Source organism: Parasphingorhabdus sp. (assembly GCF_965233695.1).
Classification (GTDB): Bacteria; Pseudomonadota; Alphaproteobacteria; order Sphingomonadales; family Sphingomonadaceae; genus Parasphingorhabdus.
This window is the reverse complement of record NZ_OZ247497.1, coordinates 3070905-3091529: the sequence shown is the minus strand read 5'-3', so window position 1 is coordinate 3091529 and position 20625 is coordinate 3070905. Positions and strand designations below refer to the sequence as shown.

The 20625-nt window shown below is 53.7% G+C and carries 19 protein-coding genes; 6 read left to right on the top strand and 13 right to left on the bottom strand.

Annotated elements, in window-relative coordinates:
* Window positions 1-37: 37 nt before the first annotated feature.
* Entirely contained in the window at window positions 38-913 is an 876-nt protein-coding gene (locus ACO6S1_RS14690) for an NAD(P)-dependent oxidoreductase (protein ID WP_422343377.1), read from the bottom strand.
* Between the two features lie 72 nt (window positions 914-985).
* On the opposite strand from ACO6S1_RS14690, the gene ACO6S1_RS14685 reads away from it, so the two are divergent.
* Window positions 986-2227 carry a threonine ammonia-lyase gene (locus ACO6S1_RS14685; protein WP_422343376.1) on the top strand — a complete coding sequence of 414 codons (1242 nt, stop codon included), beginning with the start codon at window positions 986-988 and terminating at the stop codon, window positions 2225-2227.
* A 37-nt stretch (window positions 2228-2264) separates the two neighbouring features.
* Here the strand turns inward: ACO6S1_RS14685 and ACO6S1_RS14680 are convergent, their stop codons facing one another.
* From ACO6S1_RS14680 to ACO6S1_RS14670, 3 genes are all read right to left on the bottom strand, one after another.
* Window positions 2265-3212, bottom strand: a complete 948-nt coding sequence (locus ACO6S1_RS14680) for a hypothetical protein (protein ID WP_422343375.1) — start codon at window positions 3210-3212, stop codon at window positions 2265-2267.
* A gap of 69 nt (window positions 3213-3281) precedes the next feature.
* The gene (folP, locus tag ACO6S1_RS14675; RefSeq protein WP_422343374.1) at window positions 3282-4397 is read right to left on the bottom strand and encodes a dihydropteroate synthase; all 1116 of its coding nucleotides are present in this window, start codon (window positions 4395-4397) and stop codon (window positions 3282-3284) included.
* Between the two features lie 10 nt (window positions 4398-4407).
* Entirely contained in the window at window positions 4408-5556 is a 1149-nt protein-coding gene (locus ACO6S1_RS14670; protein WP_422343373.1) for a site-specific DNA-methyltransferase, read from the bottom strand.
* A 364-nt stretch (window positions 5557-5920) separates the two neighbouring features.
* Between ACO6S1_RS14670 and ACO6S1_RS14665 the strand changes: the two genes are divergently transcribed.
* Complete coding sequence (locus tag ACO6S1_RS14665; protein WP_422343372.1) at window positions 5921-7000, top strand: acyl-CoA desaturase; 1080 nt, start codon at window positions 5921-5923, stop codon at window positions 6998-7000.
* A gap of 11 nt (window positions 7001-7011) precedes the next feature.
* Here ACO6S1_RS14665 and ACO6S1_RS14660 read toward each other — a convergent pair whose 3' ends face one another.
* From ACO6S1_RS14660 to glmM, 5 genes are read right to left on the bottom strand one after another with little or no spacing between them, the layout of a single operon-like run.
* Entirely contained in the window at window positions 7012-7581 is a 570-nt protein-coding gene (locus ACO6S1_RS14660; protein WP_422343371.1) for a ribonuclease HII, read from the bottom strand.
* Window positions 7578-8327, bottom strand: coding sequence for a bifunctional hydroxymethylpyrimidine kinase/phosphomethylpyrimidine kinase (gene thiD / locus ACO6S1_RS14655; RefSeq protein ID WP_422343370.1), 750 nt, complete (start codon window positions 8325-8327; stop codon window positions 7578-7580). Before thiD ends, ACO6S1_RS14660 begins: the two co-directional genes overlap by 4 nt.
* Window positions 8327-8515 carry a hypothetical protein gene (locus ACO6S1_RS14650; protein WP_422343369.1) on the bottom strand — a complete coding sequence of 63 codons (189 nt, stop codon included), beginning with the start codon at window positions 8513-8515 and terminating at the stop codon, window positions 8327-8329. Before ACO6S1_RS14650 ends, thiD begins: the two co-directional genes overlap by 1 nt.
* A gap of 3 nt (window positions 8516-8518) precedes the next feature.
* On the bottom strand, window positions 8519-8746 hold the full coding sequence (locus ACO6S1_RS14645) for a DUF1272 domain-containing protein (RefSeq protein WP_422343368.1): 228 nt from the start codon (window positions 8744-8746) through the stop codon (window positions 8519-8521).
* Complete coding sequence (glmM, locus tag ACO6S1_RS14640; RefSeq protein WP_422343367.1) at window positions 8746-10086, bottom strand: phosphoglucosamine mutase; 1341 nt, start codon at window positions 10084-10086, stop codon at window positions 8746-8748. Before glmM ends, ACO6S1_RS14645 begins: the two co-directional genes overlap by 1 nt.
* A 104-nt stretch (window positions 10087-10190) precedes the next feature.
* Here glmM and ACO6S1_RS14635 point away from each other — a divergent pair, with 104 nt between their 5' ends.
* Window positions 10191-11618 carry an alanine/glycine:cation symporter family protein gene (locus tag ACO6S1_RS14635; protein WP_422343366.1) on the top strand — a complete coding sequence of 476 codons (1428 nt, stop codon included), beginning with the start codon at window positions 10191-10193 and terminating at the stop codon, window positions 11616-11618.
* A complete protein-coding gene (locus tag ACO6S1_RS14630) occupies window positions 11596-12588 on the top strand; it encodes an aldo/keto reductase (RefSeq protein ID WP_422343365.1) in 993 nt (330 codons plus the stop codon). Before ACO6S1_RS14635 ends, ACO6S1_RS14630 begins: the two co-directional genes overlap by 23 nt.
* Before the next feature lie 540 nt (window positions 12589-13128).
* Here the strand turns inward: ACO6S1_RS14630 and ACO6S1_RS14625 are convergent.
* The 3 genes from ACO6S1_RS14625 to ACO6S1_RS14615 are packed head-to-tail and all read right to left on the bottom strand — an operon-like array spanning window position 13129 to window position 17437.
* Window positions 13129-14424, bottom strand: a complete 1296-nt coding sequence (locus ACO6S1_RS14625; protein ID WP_422343364.1) for an amidohydrolase family protein — start codon at window positions 14422-14424, stop codon at window positions 13129-13131.
* Window positions 14421-15821: an amidohydrolase gene (locus ACO6S1_RS14620; RefSeq protein WP_422343363.1), complete on the bottom strand. Its 1401-nt coding sequence runs from the start codon at window positions 15819-15821 to the stop codon at window positions 14421-14423. Before ACO6S1_RS14620 ends, ACO6S1_RS14625 begins: the two co-directional genes overlap by 4 nt.
* 29 nt (window positions 15822-15850) lie before the next feature.
* Window positions 15851-17437 carry a peptide MFS transporter gene (locus ACO6S1_RS14615; RefSeq protein WP_422343362.1) on the bottom strand — a complete coding sequence of 529 codons (1587 nt, stop codon included), beginning with the start codon at window positions 17435-17437 and terminating at the stop codon, window positions 15851-15853.
* A 161-nt stretch (window positions 17438-17598) separates the two neighbouring features.
* On the opposite strand from ACO6S1_RS14615, the gene ACO6S1_RS14610 reads away from it, so the two are divergent.
* Window positions 17599-18189, top strand: a complete 591-nt coding sequence (locus ACO6S1_RS14610) for a nitroreductase family protein (RefSeq protein WP_422343361.1) — start codon at window positions 17599-17601, stop codon at window positions 18187-18189.
* A gap of 80 nt (window positions 18190-18269) precedes the next feature.
* Window positions 18270-18614: a GntR family transcriptional regulator gene (locus ACO6S1_RS14605; RefSeq protein ID WP_422343360.1), complete on the top strand. Its 345-nt coding sequence runs from the start codon at window positions 18270-18272 to the stop codon at window positions 18612-18614.
* Window positions 18615-18621: 7 nt separating this feature from the next.
* Here ACO6S1_RS14605 and ACO6S1_RS14600 read toward each other — a convergent pair whose 3' ends face one another.
* Window positions 18622-20625: a tetratricopeptide repeat protein gene (locus ACO6S1_RS14600; protein ID WP_422343359.1), complete on the bottom strand. Its 2004-nt coding sequence runs from the start codon at window positions 20623-20625 to the stop codon at window positions 18622-18624.

The following is a 20625-nucleotide window of genomic DNA, read 5'->3' as shown; positions in this document are numbered from 1 at the left end:
CTATCCCCTAGTTTCCGGTCCCAAATCGCAGTTGTTATTATGCTCTGGTCTTGGGCAATCGAGATACCAGCGAACTGGTATCATTTCGTCCGCCACCGGCCAATTGTACTTCGGAATAAAATTGATCGACCAGGGCGGCAACGGGCAATGTTGCTCCGTTGGTTCTTGCTTCGTCGAGCGCTAGCCCGAGATCCTTGCGCATCCAATCCACGGCAAATCCAAAGTCAAATTCATCTTTCGCCATCGTGGCCCAGCGATTGTCCATCTGCCAGCTTTGAGCTGCGCCGCCCGATATCGCATCATAGACCTTGTCGCGATCAAGTTTGCTTGCCTGGGCAAAACGCAGGGCTTCGGACACACCCTCCAATACGCCTGCAATGGCTATCTGGTTACACATCTTGGTGGTTTGCCCGGCGCCGGGCCCGCCAACATGCACGATCCGGGCGGCATAAACCGCCATGATGATCTCTGCGGCAGCAAATGCTTCTTTGCTGCCACCACACATGATCGACAATTTTCCATTTTCAGCACCTGCCTGCCCACCTGACACCGGCGCATCGACAACCTGAATGCCGCGCCCTTGTGCCTCAACAGATAATTGTCGGGCAATCTGGGCGGACACGGTTGTATGATCGATAAAGAGGCCCCCTCTTGGCATCGCTCCAAAGGCACCATCGCGGCCCATGGTCACTGCACTGAGGTCGTCGTCATTGCCAACACAACTGATTACAATCTGCGCATCTTTAGCCGCTTCTGCGGGACTGCTCGCAAATGCGCCGCCATTTTCCGCAACCCAGTTTTCCGCTTTTGATTGCGTGCGATTATATACCGTCAGCTCATGTCCTGCCCGGGCCAGATGGGCTGCCATTGGGCCGCCCATCACGCCAATTCCGATAAATGTGATTTTTGCCATATTTTATTATCCCTATGGCCCGCATAATCATTGTTTCCCTGAAAGACCAGATGGGTTAGGGCCTCTGGCACTATGACAGATCAAGACACCAGTTCGCTCGCCTCCTTCACTTATGCAGATGTCCAGGCGGCCCACGCCCGCATTCGCGACCGCATTGTGCAAACACCCACATTGAAAAGCATTACCTTGTCGGAAATGGCGGGCGCGGAAGTCTATCTGAAATTCGAAAACCTTCAGTTTACCGCAGCCTATAAAGAGCGCGGCGCTTTAAACGCCCTGCTCTTGATGGATGAAGACAAGAGAGCAGCCGGCGTAATCGCCGCCTCCGCAGGCAACCATGCGCAAGGTTTGGCCTATAACGCCAGAAATCTGAACATCCCTGCAACAATCGTGATGCCAACCACAACACCGATGGTGAAAGTGGAGCAAACACGCGGACATGGCGCGGAAATTGTTATGGCCGGGGGCAATTATGACGAGGCCTATTCTCATGCCCTTGAACTCGCCGAGCAGCGCGGGCTCACTTATATTCATGCCTTTGATGATCCGCATGTCGCTGCTGGACAAGGAACAGTCGCGATCGAAATGCTCGAGGCGGTACCCGACCTTGATCGCCTGATCATCCCGATTGGCGGCGGTGGATTATTCTCCGGCATGGCAACGGCGGCGCATGCGATGAAACCTGATATCAGGATGACCGGTGTACAGGCGGCCCTCTATCCGAGCATGTACGGCAAGCTTAACGGCAAGGAAGTAACACCTGGCGGCGACACGCTGGCCGAAGGTATTGCCGTGCGCAACCCTTCGGAATTTACCGCGGCGATTATCCAGAAACATGTCGATGAAATCCTGCTGGTCGGCGAGGCACAATTGGAAGGCGCGGTCAGCCTGTTGCTCCAGATAGAAAAAACGGTCGTTGAAGGTGCCGGTGCGGCCGGTTTGGCAGCGCTGCTCGGCAACAAGGAAAAATTTGCTGGCGAAAAAGTCGGATTGGTGCTTTGCGGCGGCAATATCGACACGCGGCTATTGGCGAACGTGTTGCTGCGCGATCTCGCCCGCTCGGGTCGCCTTGCCCGCCTCCGCCTGCATCTGCGCGACCAGCCCGGCGCGTTATATAATGTCGTGAAGCAATTTGCCGAACATGAAGTCAATATCATCGAAGTCTATCATCAGCGCGTTTTCACCAACCTCCCCGCCAAGGGACTGATCACTGACATTGAATGCGAGGCGAAGGACAAGGCGCAGCTCGATGGCTTGATCTCTGATCTCAACAAAGCAGGCTATGATGTACGGCAGGTGGAACTGGCGGATTAAAAAAACGACCAGTCGTCGCTTGCAGTCAATAGGCCAGTCAGTCTTCCTGATTGGCGATCAATTCCTTTTCGAACCGGTTGATCATGGCGGAGCTTTGCATTGATGCCGAGACATCGGCTGGCGAATGATAAAGCGCGCTTAGCAGCACGAGATCCAGCTCGCTAACGGACTTCGGCGCTGGCCGTTCATCATCTGTTGCGTCAAATAGCGACAAAATCGAGTAAGCTGGCGCCTTGGTGGCCTTGTCATCTCGCGTATCCATATAGGATCTCATGGCTGCGTAGTCGGCGATTTGCACTGTTGTCAGATCGACCAAAGCATCTTTTTCAATCAATAGAAAAGCATGTGTCATCGATTGCTTTACTGATCTTTTGATCCGCGACTTGACGTTCGAGTGCATCGTCGCAACTTCTGTTTTTGCCATCTCATCTGTTGGCAATATGTCGGTTTCGTCGGAATTCTGCAGCGCACCTGTCTCGGCAGATCCCGTCTGGATACGTTTCCAAGCATAGGCAGGACCACCGCTTTTGGCGATCCGGGATCGCTCGTAATGCGACATGCCGCCAAATAGCCGAGATCTTTTTTTACGCAACATTTCTATGGCTTCGTTGCCGTCCGCGACAACAATGACAAAAACATTGGGCGAACACTGCTCTCCTGCGACGCTCATATCGGCTGCCAAGGCGACGCCGCGCATCCGTTGCTCCACTTGCTGGTTATTCTGCTCCGACAAACCGGTTACTTTGGGACAGACAGCTCCAGGAAACCGGGCATATTGCCCTTCATGTCTGCCGCCCTTGGGCGTTGCTATGGTCGTCTTTATGAGTTCCGCAATTTCTTCTTTGGTTGTTTTATTGCCTGTAACAACAATTTCTGCATCTATTGCGCGAGGAGCAGTAAGCGCTGCATTCGAAGAAGATGGCAGAAGCCCAAATATCCCGGCCGTCATTCCGAGACTTGCCAAAATTCCGTATGTGGTTCGCATCGCTAACTCCCTTATTTGCAAGGAAGCTTGCATATTATCCTGTTAGCGTAAAGCCTTGATTATAAATTCCTAAACCCGCGCCGTGACCCCGGCATCGCGCATCCCGCGCCAAATCTGCACGGCTTGTACCGTTTCCGGCACATCATGTACTCGCACGACCTGCGCCCCTTGCTGGACGGCGTGATGAGCAAACGCAATCGAGCCGCCAAGTCGCCGATCAACCGGCGCTTCTTTCGACAGCGCGCCTATCATACGCTTACGGCTGGCACCGATCAGCAGCGGCTGGCCAAGCGCATGGAATAATGCGATATTGTTCATTAGCGCCAGATTGTCGGACAGCGACTTGCCAAAGCCAAGGCCAGGATCGACAATGATTTTTTCACGTTCAAAACCGGCTTCGACAACATCGGATATGCGCTGTTCCAACCAGTTGAACGTGTCAGTGACAACATTGCCATAGCCATCGCCCTTATGGGGATCTTTACCGCTGGAGGGCGCGTGCATCAGAACGACCGGCCTGCCGGACACACCGGCAACTTCCAGTGACCTTTTGTCATGCAGCAAAGCCGACACATCATTGATAATATGCGCACCCGCCGCAATCGCAGCCTCCATTACCGCCGCCTTGCGCGTATCGATCGACAGCGCAGCGCCGCATCGGGAGAGCTTTTCGATTACCGGTACGACGCGTTTAATCTCGTCGCCTTCCCAGACGGTGTCCGCACCGGGCCGGGTAGACTCTCCGCCTATGTCGAGGATCGATGCCCCTGCAGTTGCCATATCAAATCCGGCATCCGCCGCGATTTGCGGGTCACCATCATGTTTGCCGCCATCGGAAAAACTGTCCGGCGTCATATTGAGAATGCCCATGACATGCGGCTGGTCAAAACGCAGAACCCGCTCTCCGCATTGCAGCGGAGCGTGAGACTTGGTCAAATTGGCAAACAGGGTGGCAGCGCGCCCTTGCACGGGTTCTGGCAATTGCGATGCAATCTTGTCCCACAATTCCACCGGAACCAGACTTCTGATCGCCGGCTTACCATCTTCAAATATCGAATATTCAATTTGAGAAAACCAAAGCAAGCTATTGTTTAATCGCTTGTTTTGTTCATCAAAAAATTGCGGACTGTCGAGAAACCCGACAGGCTTTAGGTAGATTTTCGCATTGGAACCAATATCCACCATGAAATGCGTCCTAGGGCTCTGTCGCAAGCAAATAGGTCTGCCGCAAAGCGTCCACCGGCTTCAGCTCTTTACCGTCATCATAATACCAGTAGGTCCAGCCGTTACAGCTGGGAGCGTCCTGCACTGTCGCGCCAATTTTATGGATGGAGCCCTCATGCCCGTTCCACAGCAGCGAGCCATCCGCCCGCACTTTCGCGCGAAACTTGCGGTTCTTGCTGCATAGTTCGGTGCCCGGCTTGATATAGCCGGTTTCGACCAAGGTCCCGAAAGCCACACGCGGCTTGGACTTGGGTGACTGCATGGTTTTCAGATCGCTCTCGTCAAGCGGCAGCGCCGCCTCGATGCGATCTTCGGCCACTTCGCAATAATTATCTTCTTTCTCGCAACCGATCCAGTTGCGGCCAAGGCGTTTGGCCACGGCGCCGGTGGTTCCCGTCCCAAAGAACGGATCAAGGACAACGTCACCCTTATTGGTGGTCGCCAGCATCACGCGGTACAGTAAAGCCTCCGGCTTTTGGGTGGGATGCGCCTTGACGCCGTTGCGTTTCAGCCGTTCCTGCCCGCCGCAGATCGGCATGACCCAGTCGCTGCGCATTTGCAGCTCGTCGTTAAGGTTTTTCATCGCGCGATAGTTGAACGTATATTTCGCCTTCTCGCTTTTTGATGCCCAGATCAGTGTTTCGTGGGCATTAGTAAAGCGCGTCCCCTTGAAGTTCGGCATCGGGTTAGCTTTGCGCCAGATAATATCATTGAGGATCCAGTATCCGAGATCCTGAAGCGAAGCACCGACGCGGAAGATATTGTGATAGCTGCCGATGACCCATAGCGAGCCATTGGGCTTCAATATGCGCCGCGCTTCTTTCAACCACGCCTTTGTAAAAGCATCATAAACGGCAAAGCTGTCAAACTGGTCCCAGGCATCGTCCACGGCGTCGACCTGCCCGCCTTCGGGCCGATAGAGATCGCCGCCAAGCTGAAGATTATAGGGAGGATCCGCGAACACCATATCAACGGATTCATCGGGCAAGGATTTCATCGCCTCGACACAATCCATCTTTAATATCTGGTTCAATGGCAGATCGACCGCGGGCTTTTTCGCGCCCTTGGCTTTCACCTTTGCTCTTGTTTTGGGCGTGTCGATACGCTCAATGATACCCATGATTTTTCGCCTTTTTGACTGAAGTTGCGCTCAGGGTGAGTCCTCAGCGGTCAACGGTCAAGGCCGTTAACCTAGGTTAAAGCGGTATCTTTATGGTTAACAGAAAATTCAAAAGGAGAACGAAACGAGTCCCCCACCAGATATGGAGTCGTTGCGCTACCGAGGGACTCAATCCCTAGTGGTGTGTCCCAAAGGACTCGCTCGCGTGTACAAATCGGAAAAAATAAAAATTGTCGTATTTCACAACGACTAATCGCAAAACATGGCTTCCCGTTGGTTAACTTGTTTGCCGGATTTCGCAGAATATGGTTATATCTTCGAAATATTTCAGCTGATGCTGGCATTTGATTGTACGGGGCTCCTGATGACAGTGGATATCAATGTAAAAAACACCGGCGATACTGTGAAGACAACGCCGGAAAATGATATTTTTACAGCAAAAACCAGCGACACGGAAAAGACTCTTCTACAGCCCGATAAAGACGCGATAACCGTCCCTTTTGGCGCCAAATATGGCGGCAAGGCGGCGCGGGCAAAACTGCGTGAGCATGCGATCCTTTCGACCACGAAAATTGGCGGTTCTATCGCCGCCATCTATTGGATGTTCGCTTATGGCTCCGGCTGGGTGGAATGGTCGGCTTTTCTGGTTGGCTATTTCCTCTCGATGGTCGGCTGTATCGTCGGTTATCACCGCTATTTCTCCCACCGTGCGTTTGAAACATCCAAGCCGATGGGTATCTTCATCGCGATATTGACCCAATCGGCGGCACAGGGCTCCGCCCTGCACTGGGCGGCCAATCACCGCCGCCATCACGCGATGACCGACAAGGTTGGCGATGCGCACAGCCCGCATTTTGACGGCTATGGCAAGCCGCTCAAAGGCTTTATGAAATTCCATCACAGCCATGTTGGCTGGCTGTTCGACCGGACGACCACCGATCTCGGTATCTATGGCAAGGGTCTGGTCGATGACGAAATCGTGATGTTCGCCCATCGCACCCGCTGGTTCTGGTATTTTGTTTCCGCGATTGTTTTCCCGACCCTCTGGGCCTTGGCTTTTGCCGGTCCGGAAGCGATTATCGGGACGATCCTGATCGCGGGATTGTTACGGATTTTTGCGGTGCTGACGGTATTGCAGAGCGTCAACAGCATCTGCCATCTATTTGGATCACAACGCTTTCATGGTCATGGAACGGCCAAGAATAACCTGTTGATCAACATTCTGACCATGGGTGACGGCTGGCATAACAACCACCATCAGCATCCCCGTTCGGCGACATCCGGCGTGGTCTGGTGGGAATTTGACCTATGCGCCAATATCATCCGCCTGTGGGAAAAAATGGGCCTCGTCTGGAACGTCAAATGGGCTCCGCGCTATATTAAGGATGAAAATGGCGAATGGGTGCAGGAAAAGGCCAAAGCCGCAGTGAAACAAACCGCCTGATCTGAAACGGCCTACAGCAATTCCAGCTGGGCTACCGGGGCAAAGCTTTTGCGGTGCAGCGGCGTAGGGCCGTATTTTTTCAGCGCCGCCATATGCTCTGCCGTGCCATAGCCCTTGTTGCGCTCCCAGCCATATTCAGGATATTTTTCAGCCGCCGCAATCATCATGCGATCGCGATACTCCTTGGCCAGGATGGAAGCAGCTGAAATACAGGGGTGGATGGCATCGCCACCAATGACTGCTTCAGCCTGATAGCCCCATTTCGGCAGCCGATTGCCGTCGACCAATATGTGCTCCGGCCTTTGCGATAACCCATCTGCGGCCCGCGTCATCGCGAGCATGGTGGCTTGCAATATATTGATAGAATCAATCTCTAATTCATCGCATAGTGCAATATAATATATCGTTTTTTCCAGAATTTCGATTTCCAGAGCAGCGCGTTTTCTTGCAGTCAGTTTCTTGCTGTCATCCAGCCCTTTGATGCCATGACCTTCTGGCAATATCACCGCCGCTGCGACCACCGGACCTGCCAATGGCCCCCTGCCCGCTTCATCAATGCCAGCGATAATCTTGATGGTCATAGCTTCGGCACACCCATCGGACCATGTCCAGCCCCAAAACCGGGCGCCGCCTCGAGACTTGCTCTGACATAGTCCCGCGCTTTGCCAATTGCGTCGCTTAAGCTGTCGCCGCCAGCCAGATAGGTCGCGATCGCGGCTGACAAGGTGCAACCTGTTCCGTGGCTATGCCGCGTATCGATGCGACTGCCCTCCCAGCGCTCCAGCTCGCCATCAGGGCCGAAAAGCCGGTCCACCAACATCGCGTCCTCGCCATGACCGCCCTTGATTAGAAACGGCACCGGCAAGTCAGCGATTATCTCCTCCCCGCCCAAGCGCTCCATTTCGTCCAGATTGGGCGTCACCAGACTGCTGAGCGGGATGATCTTCTGGAATGCCGCAATCGTATTATCATCCGCCAATGTCGCGCCGCTGGTTGCCACCATGACCGGGTCAAAGATAACCGGCTTGTTGCGCACTGATTTGAGGAAGCCTGCAACCGCGAGAGCAATTTCCGGCGAACCCAGCATCCCGATCTTGATCGCATCTGCATCGAAATCGTCCATCACCGCCCAGATTTGCGCAAGCACCATGTCTGGCGTCATCAACTCGACAGCCGTCACGCCGGCACTATTTTGTGCGGTAACCGCTGTAATCGCAGTCATCGCATGGCCGCCGAGATTGGTGATGGTGCGGATATCCGCCTGTATCCCTGCCCCGCCACCGCTGTCGGAGCCCGCAATAGAAAGGACGCGGGGGCATCTAGCCATTAAGCGACGCCAAAGAACAGCACAACAATTGCTGCAAACATCAGAAAATCAGCAATCCCGATACCGATAATCACTGCGTTGCGATTGGCCCGAAACCAGTCCGGGACAATGATGAACAGCGCCAATCCAACCGCAATGGGGATGAAAAGGACCATGATTATAATGGCAAGAAATATCACGCTAACCATCCTTTATCCGTTATATTTGCGTTCGGTCGATGCCGGAAATTTCTTGAGCAGTTCCGCCGATCGCGTCGGCCGTGCTACCAACGCGCCGCCACAATTGGGACAGGTGCCCTTGTGGGCCGTGGCATTGCAGGCATCGCAAAAAGTGCATTCAAAGGAACAGATATGCGCGCCGCCTTCATCTGCAGGCAAATCCTTGCCACAGCTTTCGCAATCAGGGCGCATGGCTAGCATCAGGCCGCGACCTCCTGCACCACGTTGCAGATGCGATCGACCACAGCGTTGACCTGATCGCTATTATCACCCTCCGCCATCACCCGGATCAGGGGCTCCGTACCGGACGCACGGATCACGAGCCGCCCTGTCCCGTTCAGCTCTTTCTCTGCCTCGGCAATAACCGCCTTGACGCCATCATCATCCAGCGGCGCTCCGCTGGAATAGCGGACATTTTTGAGCAATTGCGGAACCGGCTCGAACAAATGCAACAATTCGCTGGCCGGCTTACCGCTCTCCACCAGTTCCCGCAAAACCTGTAGTGCCGCAATCGTGCCGTCACCGGTGGTGCCATGGTCGAGCAGGATCATATGTCCCGATTGCTCGCCGCCCACATTATATCCGCCCTTTTTCATCTCTTCGAGCACATAGCGGTCACCCACTTTGGAACGGACCAAATCAAGCTTTTGAGATGTCAGAAAGCGCTCCAGCCCCAGATTGGACATGACCGTCGCAACAATACCGTTCCCGCGCAGCAAACCATTGCGGTTCCAGCTGGATCCGATCAGGGCCATGAGTTGGTCGCCATCAACAATCTTGCCCTTCTCATCCACCACTATCAACCGATCGGCGTCGCCGTCCAACGCGATACCGATATGTGCACCGCTGGCCACCACGCTTTCCTGCAAAGCCGCAACATCCGTCGAACCGCATTTGTGGTTGATATTCTTGCCATCGGGATTGACGCCGATGGTGACAACTTCCGCGCCCAATTCCCAGAAAGCCGACGGGGCGACCTGATAGGCGGCTCCATTGGCACAATCGACGACCATTTTCAGCCCGTCGAGACGAATATGATCCGGCAGCGACATTTTGATCGCGTGAATATAGCGGCCACGCGCATCTTCAAAGCGCTTTGCCCGGCCAATATCTTCCGCTGGTGCCAGCTTGGCATCTTCCGAAAGAAAACCCTCGATTTTCAGTTCGTCTTCATCCGACAGCTTGAAACCATCGGGACCGAATAATTTGATGCCATTGTCATAGTAAGGATTATGACTGGCCGAGATCATCACACCAAGATCTGCCCGCATTGACCGCGTCAGCAGCGCTACGGCTGGCGTTGGCATTGGCCCAACCTGCACCACGTCCATACCCACACTGGTAAATCCAGCCACCAGCGCATTTTCCATCATATAGCCGGAAAGCCTTGTATCCTTGCCGATCACGACCCGGTGACGATGGTCTCCGCGCAAGAAATGCCGACCCGCCGCCTGCCCGACTTTCATTGCGATTTCTGCTGTCATTGGACTCTGGTTGGTTAGTCCCCGAATGCCGTCCGTCCCAAAAAATTTCTTCGTCATATCCTACCGATCAATAAATCCAATGAGCTCGCTATAGAAATAAAATTTGGCTCATATCGAACCTTACACTAGGCACTGTGAAGTCCAAGGGGGATTACGTACAGATGATAGATTTTTTGAGCGATTTGATCGGTAGCGTCTCAGCGCTTGTTTTTTCGAAAATACCATTTTTCGGTGCCGAAATCCCGTGGATCGTGCTCTGGCTCGCTATCCCCATGGTGCTCTTTACGCTGTGGATGGGATTCATAAATATCCGCGCCCTGCCGCTGGCGGTGCGGATTATCCGGGGCAAATATGATGACCCCGGCGCGCCGGGTACGATATCCCAGTTTTCCGCTCTTACCACGGCTCTTTCCGGCACGGTCGGGTTGGGCAATATTGCCGGCGTTGCCATTGCCATCGCTACAGGCGGACCGGGCGCAGCCTTCTGGATGTTCATTATCGGCTTTTTTGCGATGACGCTGAAATGTGTCGAAGTGACCTTGGCACTGATGTTCCGCGAAGTGGATCCCTCGGGCGAAGTGCGCGGCGGACCGATGTACAGTTTGAAAAACGGGTTTAAACAAAAGGGTTGGCCAAAGCTGGGCCTTCTGCTGGGCGGCGCCTATGCCGTGATGACCATCTTCATCGCCATACCGATGGTGCAGGTCAATCAGAGCCTAGCGACCGTTAGTGAAGTTTCGGGCATGCGATCCAATTTCGACAATAACCTGACATTCGGCGTTATCATGGCCTTTTTTGTCGGGCTGGTGGTTATTGGCGGTGTCAAATGGTTGGGCCGGGTAACGTCGATTATGGTGCCTATAATGGCGTTGGTCTACCTGTCGGGCGTGTTGACCATCATTGCTGTCAACTTTGCGCAAATCCCGGACGCCATCGCCCTGATCGTCAGCGATGCCTTTTCCGGGCAAGCCGCCGCCGGCGGCATGATTGGCGCTTTCATCGTCGGGATGCAGCGCGCGGTCTATTCTTCGGAAGCGGGTGTCGGGACCGCGGCCATTGCCCATTCCCAGGCACGGACACGAGAACCTGCTTCGGAAGGTGTGGTGGCCCTTATGGAACCGATGCTGGACACCGTGATCATCTGTTCCCTCGGTGCCATAGCCATTGTCTTGGCCGGCACATGGCAGGGCGCCGATCAGGATATCCGGATCACCGCAACTGCCTTTGCGCAGATTTCAGACTGGTTTCCGTGGCTGCTGACCATCGCCGTCTTGCTGTTTGCGCATAGTACATTATGCTCGGTCGGATATTACGGGTTGCAGGCTTATGAATTTCTGGTCGGCAAGGGCAAAATCCGAGCAATGATCTACAAGATACTCTATATCGGAATATTGCCGGTCGGCGCGCTGCTCGAAATTGCAACGGTCATTGATCTGGTCGATAGCGCCTTCTTCCTTGCCGCCATACCCAATGTCATCGTCCTTTATCTCTTTGCGCCGGAGATCAAACGAGAGCTATACGGGTATCTGCAGCGCCAGTCAGAGACGCAAGAGTTGGAGACGCAAGATGAAATATCGCAAACTCGGTAAAGAGCTCGAAGTATCAGCCCTGGGCCTCGGCTGTATGCCAATGTTCGGCATTGGCAGCGGCATGTATGGCCAGGCCAATATGACCGAGAGTCTGGCTACGCTCGATCGCGCGATAGAATTGGGTGTGACCTTTTTTGACACGGCCGAGGTATACGGCCCTTACAAGAATGAAGAGCTACTGGGTCAGGCGATCCGGGGACGACGCGACCGCCTGATCATCGCCACAAAATTTGGCTTTGATCTGACCAACCCGGCAAAAATCGGGACCGACTCCTCGCCCGCCAATGTCCACCGCGCATGTGATGCTTCTCTCCAGCGTCTGGGCATTGATGTGATCGATCTGTTTTACCAGCACCGCGTCGATCCCGATGTGCCGATTGAGGATACGGTCGGCGCGATGGCAGAGCTCGTGCAAGCTGGCAAAGTCCGCTATCTCGGCTTGTCAGAAGCCGGTACGGACACCATCAAACGCGCGCACAAGGTTCACCCGATCGCCGCATTGCAATCGGAATATTCGCTGTGGGAACGCAGTATCGAAGAGGAAATCCTGCCGCTCTGCCAGGATCTGGACATTGGCTTTGTACCCTATAGCCCCTTGGGTCGTGGTTTTCTCACCGGACAGATTACCAGCCGCGATGATCTTGATGCCGATGATTATCGCCTGCGCGATCCCCGCTATTCGGAAGAGAATTTCGACCAGAATCTGAAAATGGTCGACGTCGTCAAACAAGTAGCGGAGCGCCACGGCGTTTCGCCTGCGCAAATCGCGTTGGCGTGGCTATTGGCACAGGGTGATTTTATCGTTCCAATACCCGGCTCCAAACGCCGGGCGACGCTGGAAGACAGCATGGCAGCGGTAGACGTGGTCTTGACCGATGCGGATCTTGACGAGCTGGAAAAAGCAGCGCCCGTCGGCGGCACTAGTGGCCCACGCTATGGCGAGGCGATGATGGCGATGGTTCGGCTTTGATCAAAGGTGCCGACCAAGACTGATAACGCTTTCCTACAACGCCAGCGCTATTGTATGATTGAGCCGGTTATTTCTCAATTTTGAATATGGATAACGATGTTCCACGGTGGGCGTTTTATACGTCCTGCCCCAAAGCAATTTTCGTGTGAACTTTGAAAACCGCAGCACAGAAATGGCGCATGTGATTTGTGTGAACTTTGGAATACGTTGTGAATTTGCGAGATGATTTGGATGGTGCAGTTTTATCGCGCGAAGACGCGAAGGGGGACGACCTTTGATCAGTTCATCTGTGTCTCAATGCAGGGCGGAATGCCAGCATTTGAGATTCATATAAAATACATATAATTCAATGATTTAGGAATTTTCTAGCCAATATGAACTCTTCGCGGCGTCGCGCCTTCGCGCGAAATACACCCTGTGACTTGTGTGAACTTTGAAAACCGCAGCACAGAAATACAAGCAACGCTAAGTGCGGAGCACGGAGCCAGAGAAGCCTAGATAACCCCAGTGTGATTTGTGTGAACTTTGAAACTGGCGCTCTTAGCGATCATACGCCTTGGGCAGCGCCCCCGGTGCCGGATTACGATAGCGTTCCCGTAGCCGTTCCTGACGATTGGACAGCGACTGCTCGACACCATCGATAAACACACTTTCAACCTGCGTGGAAAGCTCCAGCGGATCGCCGGTCCAGATCACTACGTCGCCTTTGCGACCTGCTTTTAGCGATCCCAGCTGCGCGCCCATGCCCATAATTTCAGCCGGCTTGGAACTGATTGCGGCAAAGGCCTCATCCCAGCTCAGACCGGTGGCCCGCGGAACCTTGTTCAGCGCAACGAGATTGCCCGCATATTGCATCGAATAGCGCAATTGATGGGCATCACGGTCATTGATCATACCAATGGCAACCTCGACCCCAGCCCGCTTCATCCGGCCGATATTGGATTGCGTCGCAGCCAGATCTTCAAAACTATAAGGCAAATCACTCAAAGCCGAAGCCAGTACCGGGACTTTCGCCGCGGCAATGGCATTTGCGACCCGCCAGCCTTCGTTGACGCCAACGAGCACCAGTTTCAATGATGGAAAATCCTTACTCAGATCGAGTACCTTTAAAATGTCATTGGCACTCTCGACATGCACCAGCAGCCGGGTGGAACCATTGATCACCGGCAACAGGGCTTTGGCGTCGGATGCCTTCATCAGGTCGCTGTCGAACAGAGAAGGATTTCTCGAATAGGTTCGTGCTTCTTCCAGCATCGCCCGGAACAGGATATGCGAGGCAGCACGGCTACCCCCTGCCCGCCGATGGCCGGTTTCGCCCAGTTCGACAAACTGGAAGGCCCGCGCCTTGGTGATCGGGTCACTGTCCTGACCGAGATCGACAATCGCGCCATAGCCGCCAAAAATAGACTTGCCTGTGCTTGGAGATACGACCGCACGCGTGACACCGGCTGCCCGGTTTACCGCGACAGGCGCTGCGAAGGGATTGACCGCATATTGGACATCGAGCGCCGCTGAGAAAACCGAGTCTGCTGCATTGGTGTCATTGGTGGCTGTAACGGCGTTGACTTCAATCAGCCCAATCCGGCTGAAACCGGCAAAAATGCCTGGCGTCACCCATTTTCCCGACGCATCAATCTGACGTGCATTGGCCGGTATGGCGACATCGGTACCTGCCGCCACCACGAGGCCATCGCGGATCACAACGGTAGCGCCGTCTATTGGTGCACTGCCGTCACCAACGACGACCTTGCCGCCGGTAATGGCAACGGTTTCTGCAACCACTGGCGCAGCCATGAGGGCGAACGATGAAACAAGAAGTGCTACAAAACGCTTCATTTCACGTCTCCTTCACCAGGCTGGCCGAGTTCAAAATCACTCACGGGTCGGCGACTGGGGTCGCTGCTGTCATAGAGCATGGCACCATCGATCCAGACTTTCTCCGGTCGGGAATAGACGCTGAGCGGGTTATCGTTCCACAGCACAACATCTGCCATCTTTCCGGGCTTCAGGCTTCCGGTCTGATCGGCAATGCCCATAGCCTTGGCGGGATTATAGGTAATCCACTGGATCGCTTGCGCGTCGCTAATCTCGATACCCATGGCCCGGCCATCCGCCAACGCCTTGGACGCTTCCTGATTGAGCCGCTGGATTTGGTTCTCATCGTCGGAATGAATGATCACGCAGGCCCCGGCCTGTTGCAGCAGCGCGGCATTTTCCGGGATCGCATCATAGGCCTCCATCTTGAAGCCCCACCAATCAGCCCAGATGGCCGAACAGATTTCCTCCTTGGCAAGGATATCGGCAATTTTATAGCTTTCGACAGCATGATGGAATGCGGTTACTTTATAGCCAAATTCCTTGGACATATCGATAATCTGGTTCAACTCGTCAGCGCGATAGCAATGGTTGTGGACCAGAATATCGCCTTCCAGAACGCCAACCAATGTTTCCATCGCCAGATCGCGTTTCGGCGGTTTCGCGCCTTTTTGCTTCTTCTGATAGTCCTGCGCATTGATCCAGGTCTGACGCGTCAGGGAAAGGCTGCCCATGCGGGTCGCAGGCTTGCGGTTGCGGTTACCATAAACCCGCTTCGGGTTCTCACCACAGGCCATTTTCATGCCATAAGGCGCACCGGGGAACTTCATCGCCTGCACCGTGCGCGCAGGCACATTTTTCAGCGTGACCGCCCGGCCACCAAACAGGTTCGCCGAACCGGGCAGGATTTGCAGGGATGTAATCCCGCCATTGGCCAAAGCGCGAGAGAAACCGGGGTCTTGCGGCCACACGCTATGCTCTGCCCATACTTCCGGTGTAACGGGAGAGGTCGCCTCATTGCCATCGCTATGCGCAGCGACGCTGGGCGTCGGATAATCACCCAAATGGCTGTGCACATCGATAATGCCCGGCGTCACATATTTACCGGTCCCGTCAATGATGGTGCTGTCCGTCGGTATAATAGTTTCAGGGCCGCCAACCGACACGATTTTGCCCGCTGACATGAAGATCACGCCATCGTCGATCCGTTGCCCTTCCCCATCAAATATCGTTGCGCCCGTGATGACGATATTATCGGAGGGATAAGCTTTATAGGTCGAAGGAAAAGCAGGATTTGCCGAACCTTTGCTTGAACTGGTCGCCGATGCACTGGCCGTTTCGGTTTCAGCTGCGGTAGCCGCACAGCCCGTAACCAGTGCTCCGACAGCCACGACTGCCAGCAAATCCTTCAATTCCATAATCAACCTCTAAGCTATAATTGACCCATTCAAGATTTCGTTGTCGGATGAATACCGGCAGCTGATGGCTCACCAATTTCACGCTGACCTTCAAGATCATCGCCGACATTGTCGTCAGCGAGAGTATCCAGATGCATAAGTTTCTTGATCAGCGGAGAGATCACGATAACCCCGACACCGACGCCCACAGCCAGCCAGCCCACCGAAGAATAGACTTCCAGGACCCGGTCAGGTCCAGCGCCTTCAGCGCCAACGGCAGAGGCAATCAGACCTGCCGCAAAGTTACCGGTCGCCGAGGCAAAGAACCACGTGCCCATGATCAGGCTCGCCATATGTGATGGTGCCAAGCGGTTCATGGCACTGAGACCTACTGGCGACAAGCAAAGCTCACCGGTCGTATGCAGCAGATAAATCAGGAAGATGAAAATCACCGGAGTAAGGTTGCCGGAACCCGCCGCCAATGCGCCTGCCACAAGGACGAGAAAACCCGCACCCAGTTGGATCAGGCCCAACCCAAACTTGGCTGGTGCCGAAGGCTCCAGACCGCGCCGTCCCAGGGTCGTCCAGAGAATGGCGAATAGCGGGGCAAGCAGCACGATGTAAATCGCGTTGATTGACTGAAACACAGATGCAGGAACATCAATGCCGAAGAGATTTCGGTCAACACTGCGATCGGTAAACAGGTTCAGTGAAGACCCGGCCTGCTCGAACAAGGCCCAGAACAATATCGAACCAAAGATAAGGAACATCGCCGCGAAAATGCGATCACGATCTTCCGGTGCCAGCTTGGCAACCGCCGTATAGAGGACATATAGTACCAATATCGCGCCTGCTATTCCTAGCAAAGAACCTACTAAAGCCTGATACTGAATCAGAAACCAAACCAGACCGACAGTCGCAAAGCTCAATATGTAGAGCACCCACTCAAACTTAATTCCGCCAACTTTTCGTTCCAGACGCGCTGGATCGGACGCTTCGCCGCGCCCAACCAGTAACGGCTTACCCCAGACAAATACGATCAGACCGAGCAACATACCGATGCCGGCTGCACCAAAACCATAGGACCATCCATAGGTCTGACCAAGCCAGCCAGCGACAATCGCACCCAGAGCAGCACCGAGATTAATGCCCATATAGAAGATCGTATAGGCAGGATCGCGCCGGATATCGGTCCGTGAGTATAGTTGGCCGACGATCACGGAAATATTTGCTTTCAGGAAGCCTGAGCCAACAATGATAAATGCCAAGGCCAGCCAGAATATATTAAGCGCTGCATCATCTTGACCACCACTCCCTTCGAAAGCCATCAGAAAATGGCCGAAGGTTAGCAGCAAGGCACCAAAGGCAACCGCCTTTCTTTGTCCCAGATATCGGTCGGCGAGATAGCCACCGACAACCGGAGTGATGTAAACAAGGGCGGTATAAGCGCCATAGATAACCGATGCTTCACTGTCAGAAAACATCCAGTGCTGGACGAGGTAGAAAATGAGCAAAGCCCGCATGCCATAATAGGAAAAACGCTCCCACATCTCGGCAAAAAATAGAACAAACAGACCTTTGGGATGGCCGAGGAATGTTCCTTTCGCATCACCGGATTCTTGATACCCACTAGCCATTACATCGGCCTCCCTTGTAGTGTTGCAAGCTGTCTATCGCAGCTCAGTTGCACCGCACCCTAATCAAAAAATGTCGCGTGTGAAGCATATTGTTGCGCTTGTGACCAGTTTGTGACCAAAAGCAGCTTGCAATCATCCATCGCTTTTACGAGATGACAGATATGTTCAATGACCTTTCCAGCCTAAACAGCTATTTGCCTTCTCGCCGCTCCGGACGTCCCCGTAATATGATCGCGCCTGGTCCCAGCGACGAACAGATTGAGGATATTGTGGCAACAGCGCTGCGTACACCGGACCATGGCAAGCTCGCGCCTTGGCGCGTTATTCAGGTAAATAACGATCAGCGGGGGTGGTTAGCAACCGAACTGACCAAAGCCTATCAAACTGAAAAGCCGGATGCCGGGCGCTTGGAATTAGAAGCTTTGGAAACCATGGCGCACCAAGCCCCGACTTTACTCGTGGTCCTTTTCTCACCCGTCACTTCCACCAAGATACCCGTATGGGAACAGGAACTTAGTTGCGGCGCCTTTTGTATGAACATTATCCATGCCATTCACGCAAAAAACTTTGTCGGTGGATGGATTACCGGGTGGCCTGCCTATAATGACGACGTCCGCGACCTGTTTGGGCAAGCTCCGGAACGCGTTGCCGGATTCATTTTTGCAGGCACGGCAGACGGTGAACTGACCGAACGTCCGCGCCCGGAACTGGCCAGAGTATTTTCGAAATGGAAAAGTGAGCCGCACAGCTAACTGGTTTCAGGCAATACTAAACAACCGATAGAACAGACTTATCCCTTGCCTGCATCGCTGTATTATGGCAGTGATGCAGTATGAACAATGCAAGCAAACCAGTTTATTTGAAATTGCGGGATATTATCTCCGAATCAATCCTTGATGGCGAATATAGTGAAGGCGATATGTTGCCTTCCGTCCGTGCCTTTGCGGTGGAGCAAGGCGCCAACCCGCTGACGGTAGCGAAAGCCTATCAAGGGTTTCAGGAAGACGGCCTAGTCACGGTCAAACGCGGCGTTGGCATGTTTGTCGCCAATGGCGCCAAGGCGAAATTACGTGATGCACAGCGTGCAGATTTCATCAAAAATGTCTGGCCTCCTGTCGAACGTCAAATGAAACGACTGAACATCAAATTGGATGAGCTGCTTGAAAACGAGTCCTAAGCGGACTTTAAGAACCGGTTTTATTAGTTCTGCGTGCGACGACTAAACGGGCATTCGCAAGGCTCTGTCGATAATTCGCATTTTCGGGAACAATCGCGACAGCCTTTTCGAGCAAGTCGATCGCATCCTGGTTTCGCGTTTCATCCGCCAAAAGCGCCCGTCCGTATAAATGTGTAACAACTGGGCTGGATGGCTGAACATCATATGCAATGCGTCCCGCACTTATGGCTTTTTGTACCCGCCCCAGCTCGGTATAGGCTTGCGCTAGCCCGGCCATAATCAAAGCATCATTATAACCGATCCGTTTGCGCAGATTTTCCAAAATACCTAACGCTACGGTCCAATTTCCTGTTTCAAGATGCGCATAGGCCATCCACCGCAAGCCCGCGATATTGTTTGGATTATATGCGAGATATTGCGCCAAGACTTCACCTGATTCCTGCATGGCTCCCTTTGCTCGAAGTACATCGATCAATCGAAGCATGACTGGTTCAGAAAAACGAATTTTTCGGGCATTTTCCAAAGCTGATAAAGCCTCTTCATAATCACCGCGGGCGATTGCAGTGTCCGCGACTAGAATATGCGCATCGCTGGCCCCTGGATTGCTGGCTTGCAACCTTTTGGCTTGCGCATAAGCTTCATCAAAACTGCCATTGACGTAAAGAGCGCGAATATACGGGATGACCGCGCGGGCGTTATCGGGTTCTCGACCAACGTCGGCGCGCAAGATATCGATTGGAACCTCCGGTGCGAAAGCTCTCTTGGAGCCGATATTGTGATGAGCGGCCCGGTTGAGGATAGCAGATGCTTCTTGCCTTTTGTCTAATGCTTCAAGCGCGCGCGCAACCTGCCAGAGTGCATAAGAATCTGCTCCAGAGTTATTGACTTGCGACCATAGGGTTTTAACGACCTCGTTCGCATTGCCCGCGAGATATAATGATCGTGCCAGCATATTCTGGGCTTGGTGGTTATTAGGTTGGAGGGAAACCAAACGAGTGAACCGGTCGATTGCAGCATGATAATTACCTTGGCCGTGCTCAATCACACCCTGGACCAGCAAGACAGCCGGGACATCGTCGAGTTGACCTTCTGTTTTCTGCATCAGCACCCGCGCCAGATCATATTTCTCCGCTCGCGCAGCGAGAACAGCCTGAAGAAAAAAGGCGCGAGCGTTCTGACCATCCAGCGAAACAACTTTTCGAGCAACGATCAGCATATCTTTCATTCGGCCCATGTCGCCCAAGGTGGCAGCATATTCAATCAACAGTGGGACATGATTGGGATCAATCTGCAAGCCACGCTCAAACCATGGCAGAGCTGCACCAAGGCCAAACTGGAATCGCAAAAGTTCACCCTTATATTGCAGAGCACGAACGTTTTCTGGCTGCAGCGCGAAGGCTTCATCAACGGCTTCAATAGCTCCGGCCTGATCACCAGATCCGGCCCGGAACCGCGCGATGTCGACCCAAAGATCCGAGTTTCCAGGTTCCAATGCGATAGCCCTGTCAAAAGCTCCTGAGGCAAGGTCATCGTCTCCGGTTTCCAAGGCCATACGGCCCGTTATGCGCGCGGCATATGCTTGATTTTTTGGAAGAATGTCAGACGCAAATAACTGCTCTTTGGCTTTGTTCCATTTTCCCTGCAGTTGGAACGCATGACCAAATAGATGCCGGATTTCGGACGGTGTGGTTCCGAGCTCCAAAGCTCGCTCTAACTCCGCCTGAGCGCCAATACCGTCGGAAAGTCCCAAGAGTATCTCAGCCTGGAATATCCGAGCGCTAGCCCATTGTGGATCCGCTTTTATCGCATTCATCAATTCGATACGCGCTGACCTCACATCACCCTTTGATTGATGCTGCTGCGCCTTTGCAAAAGCGTCTCGGGCATCCTCGCTTCCGGTTGAAGATGCTGATATTACCGAAGAAAAACCAACCACTAAGATCGCGATAAGGGTTCCCGCGACCAGAAGCCTTAGTCCGTGCACCGGCACATTCCAAAACCGCGACCCCAT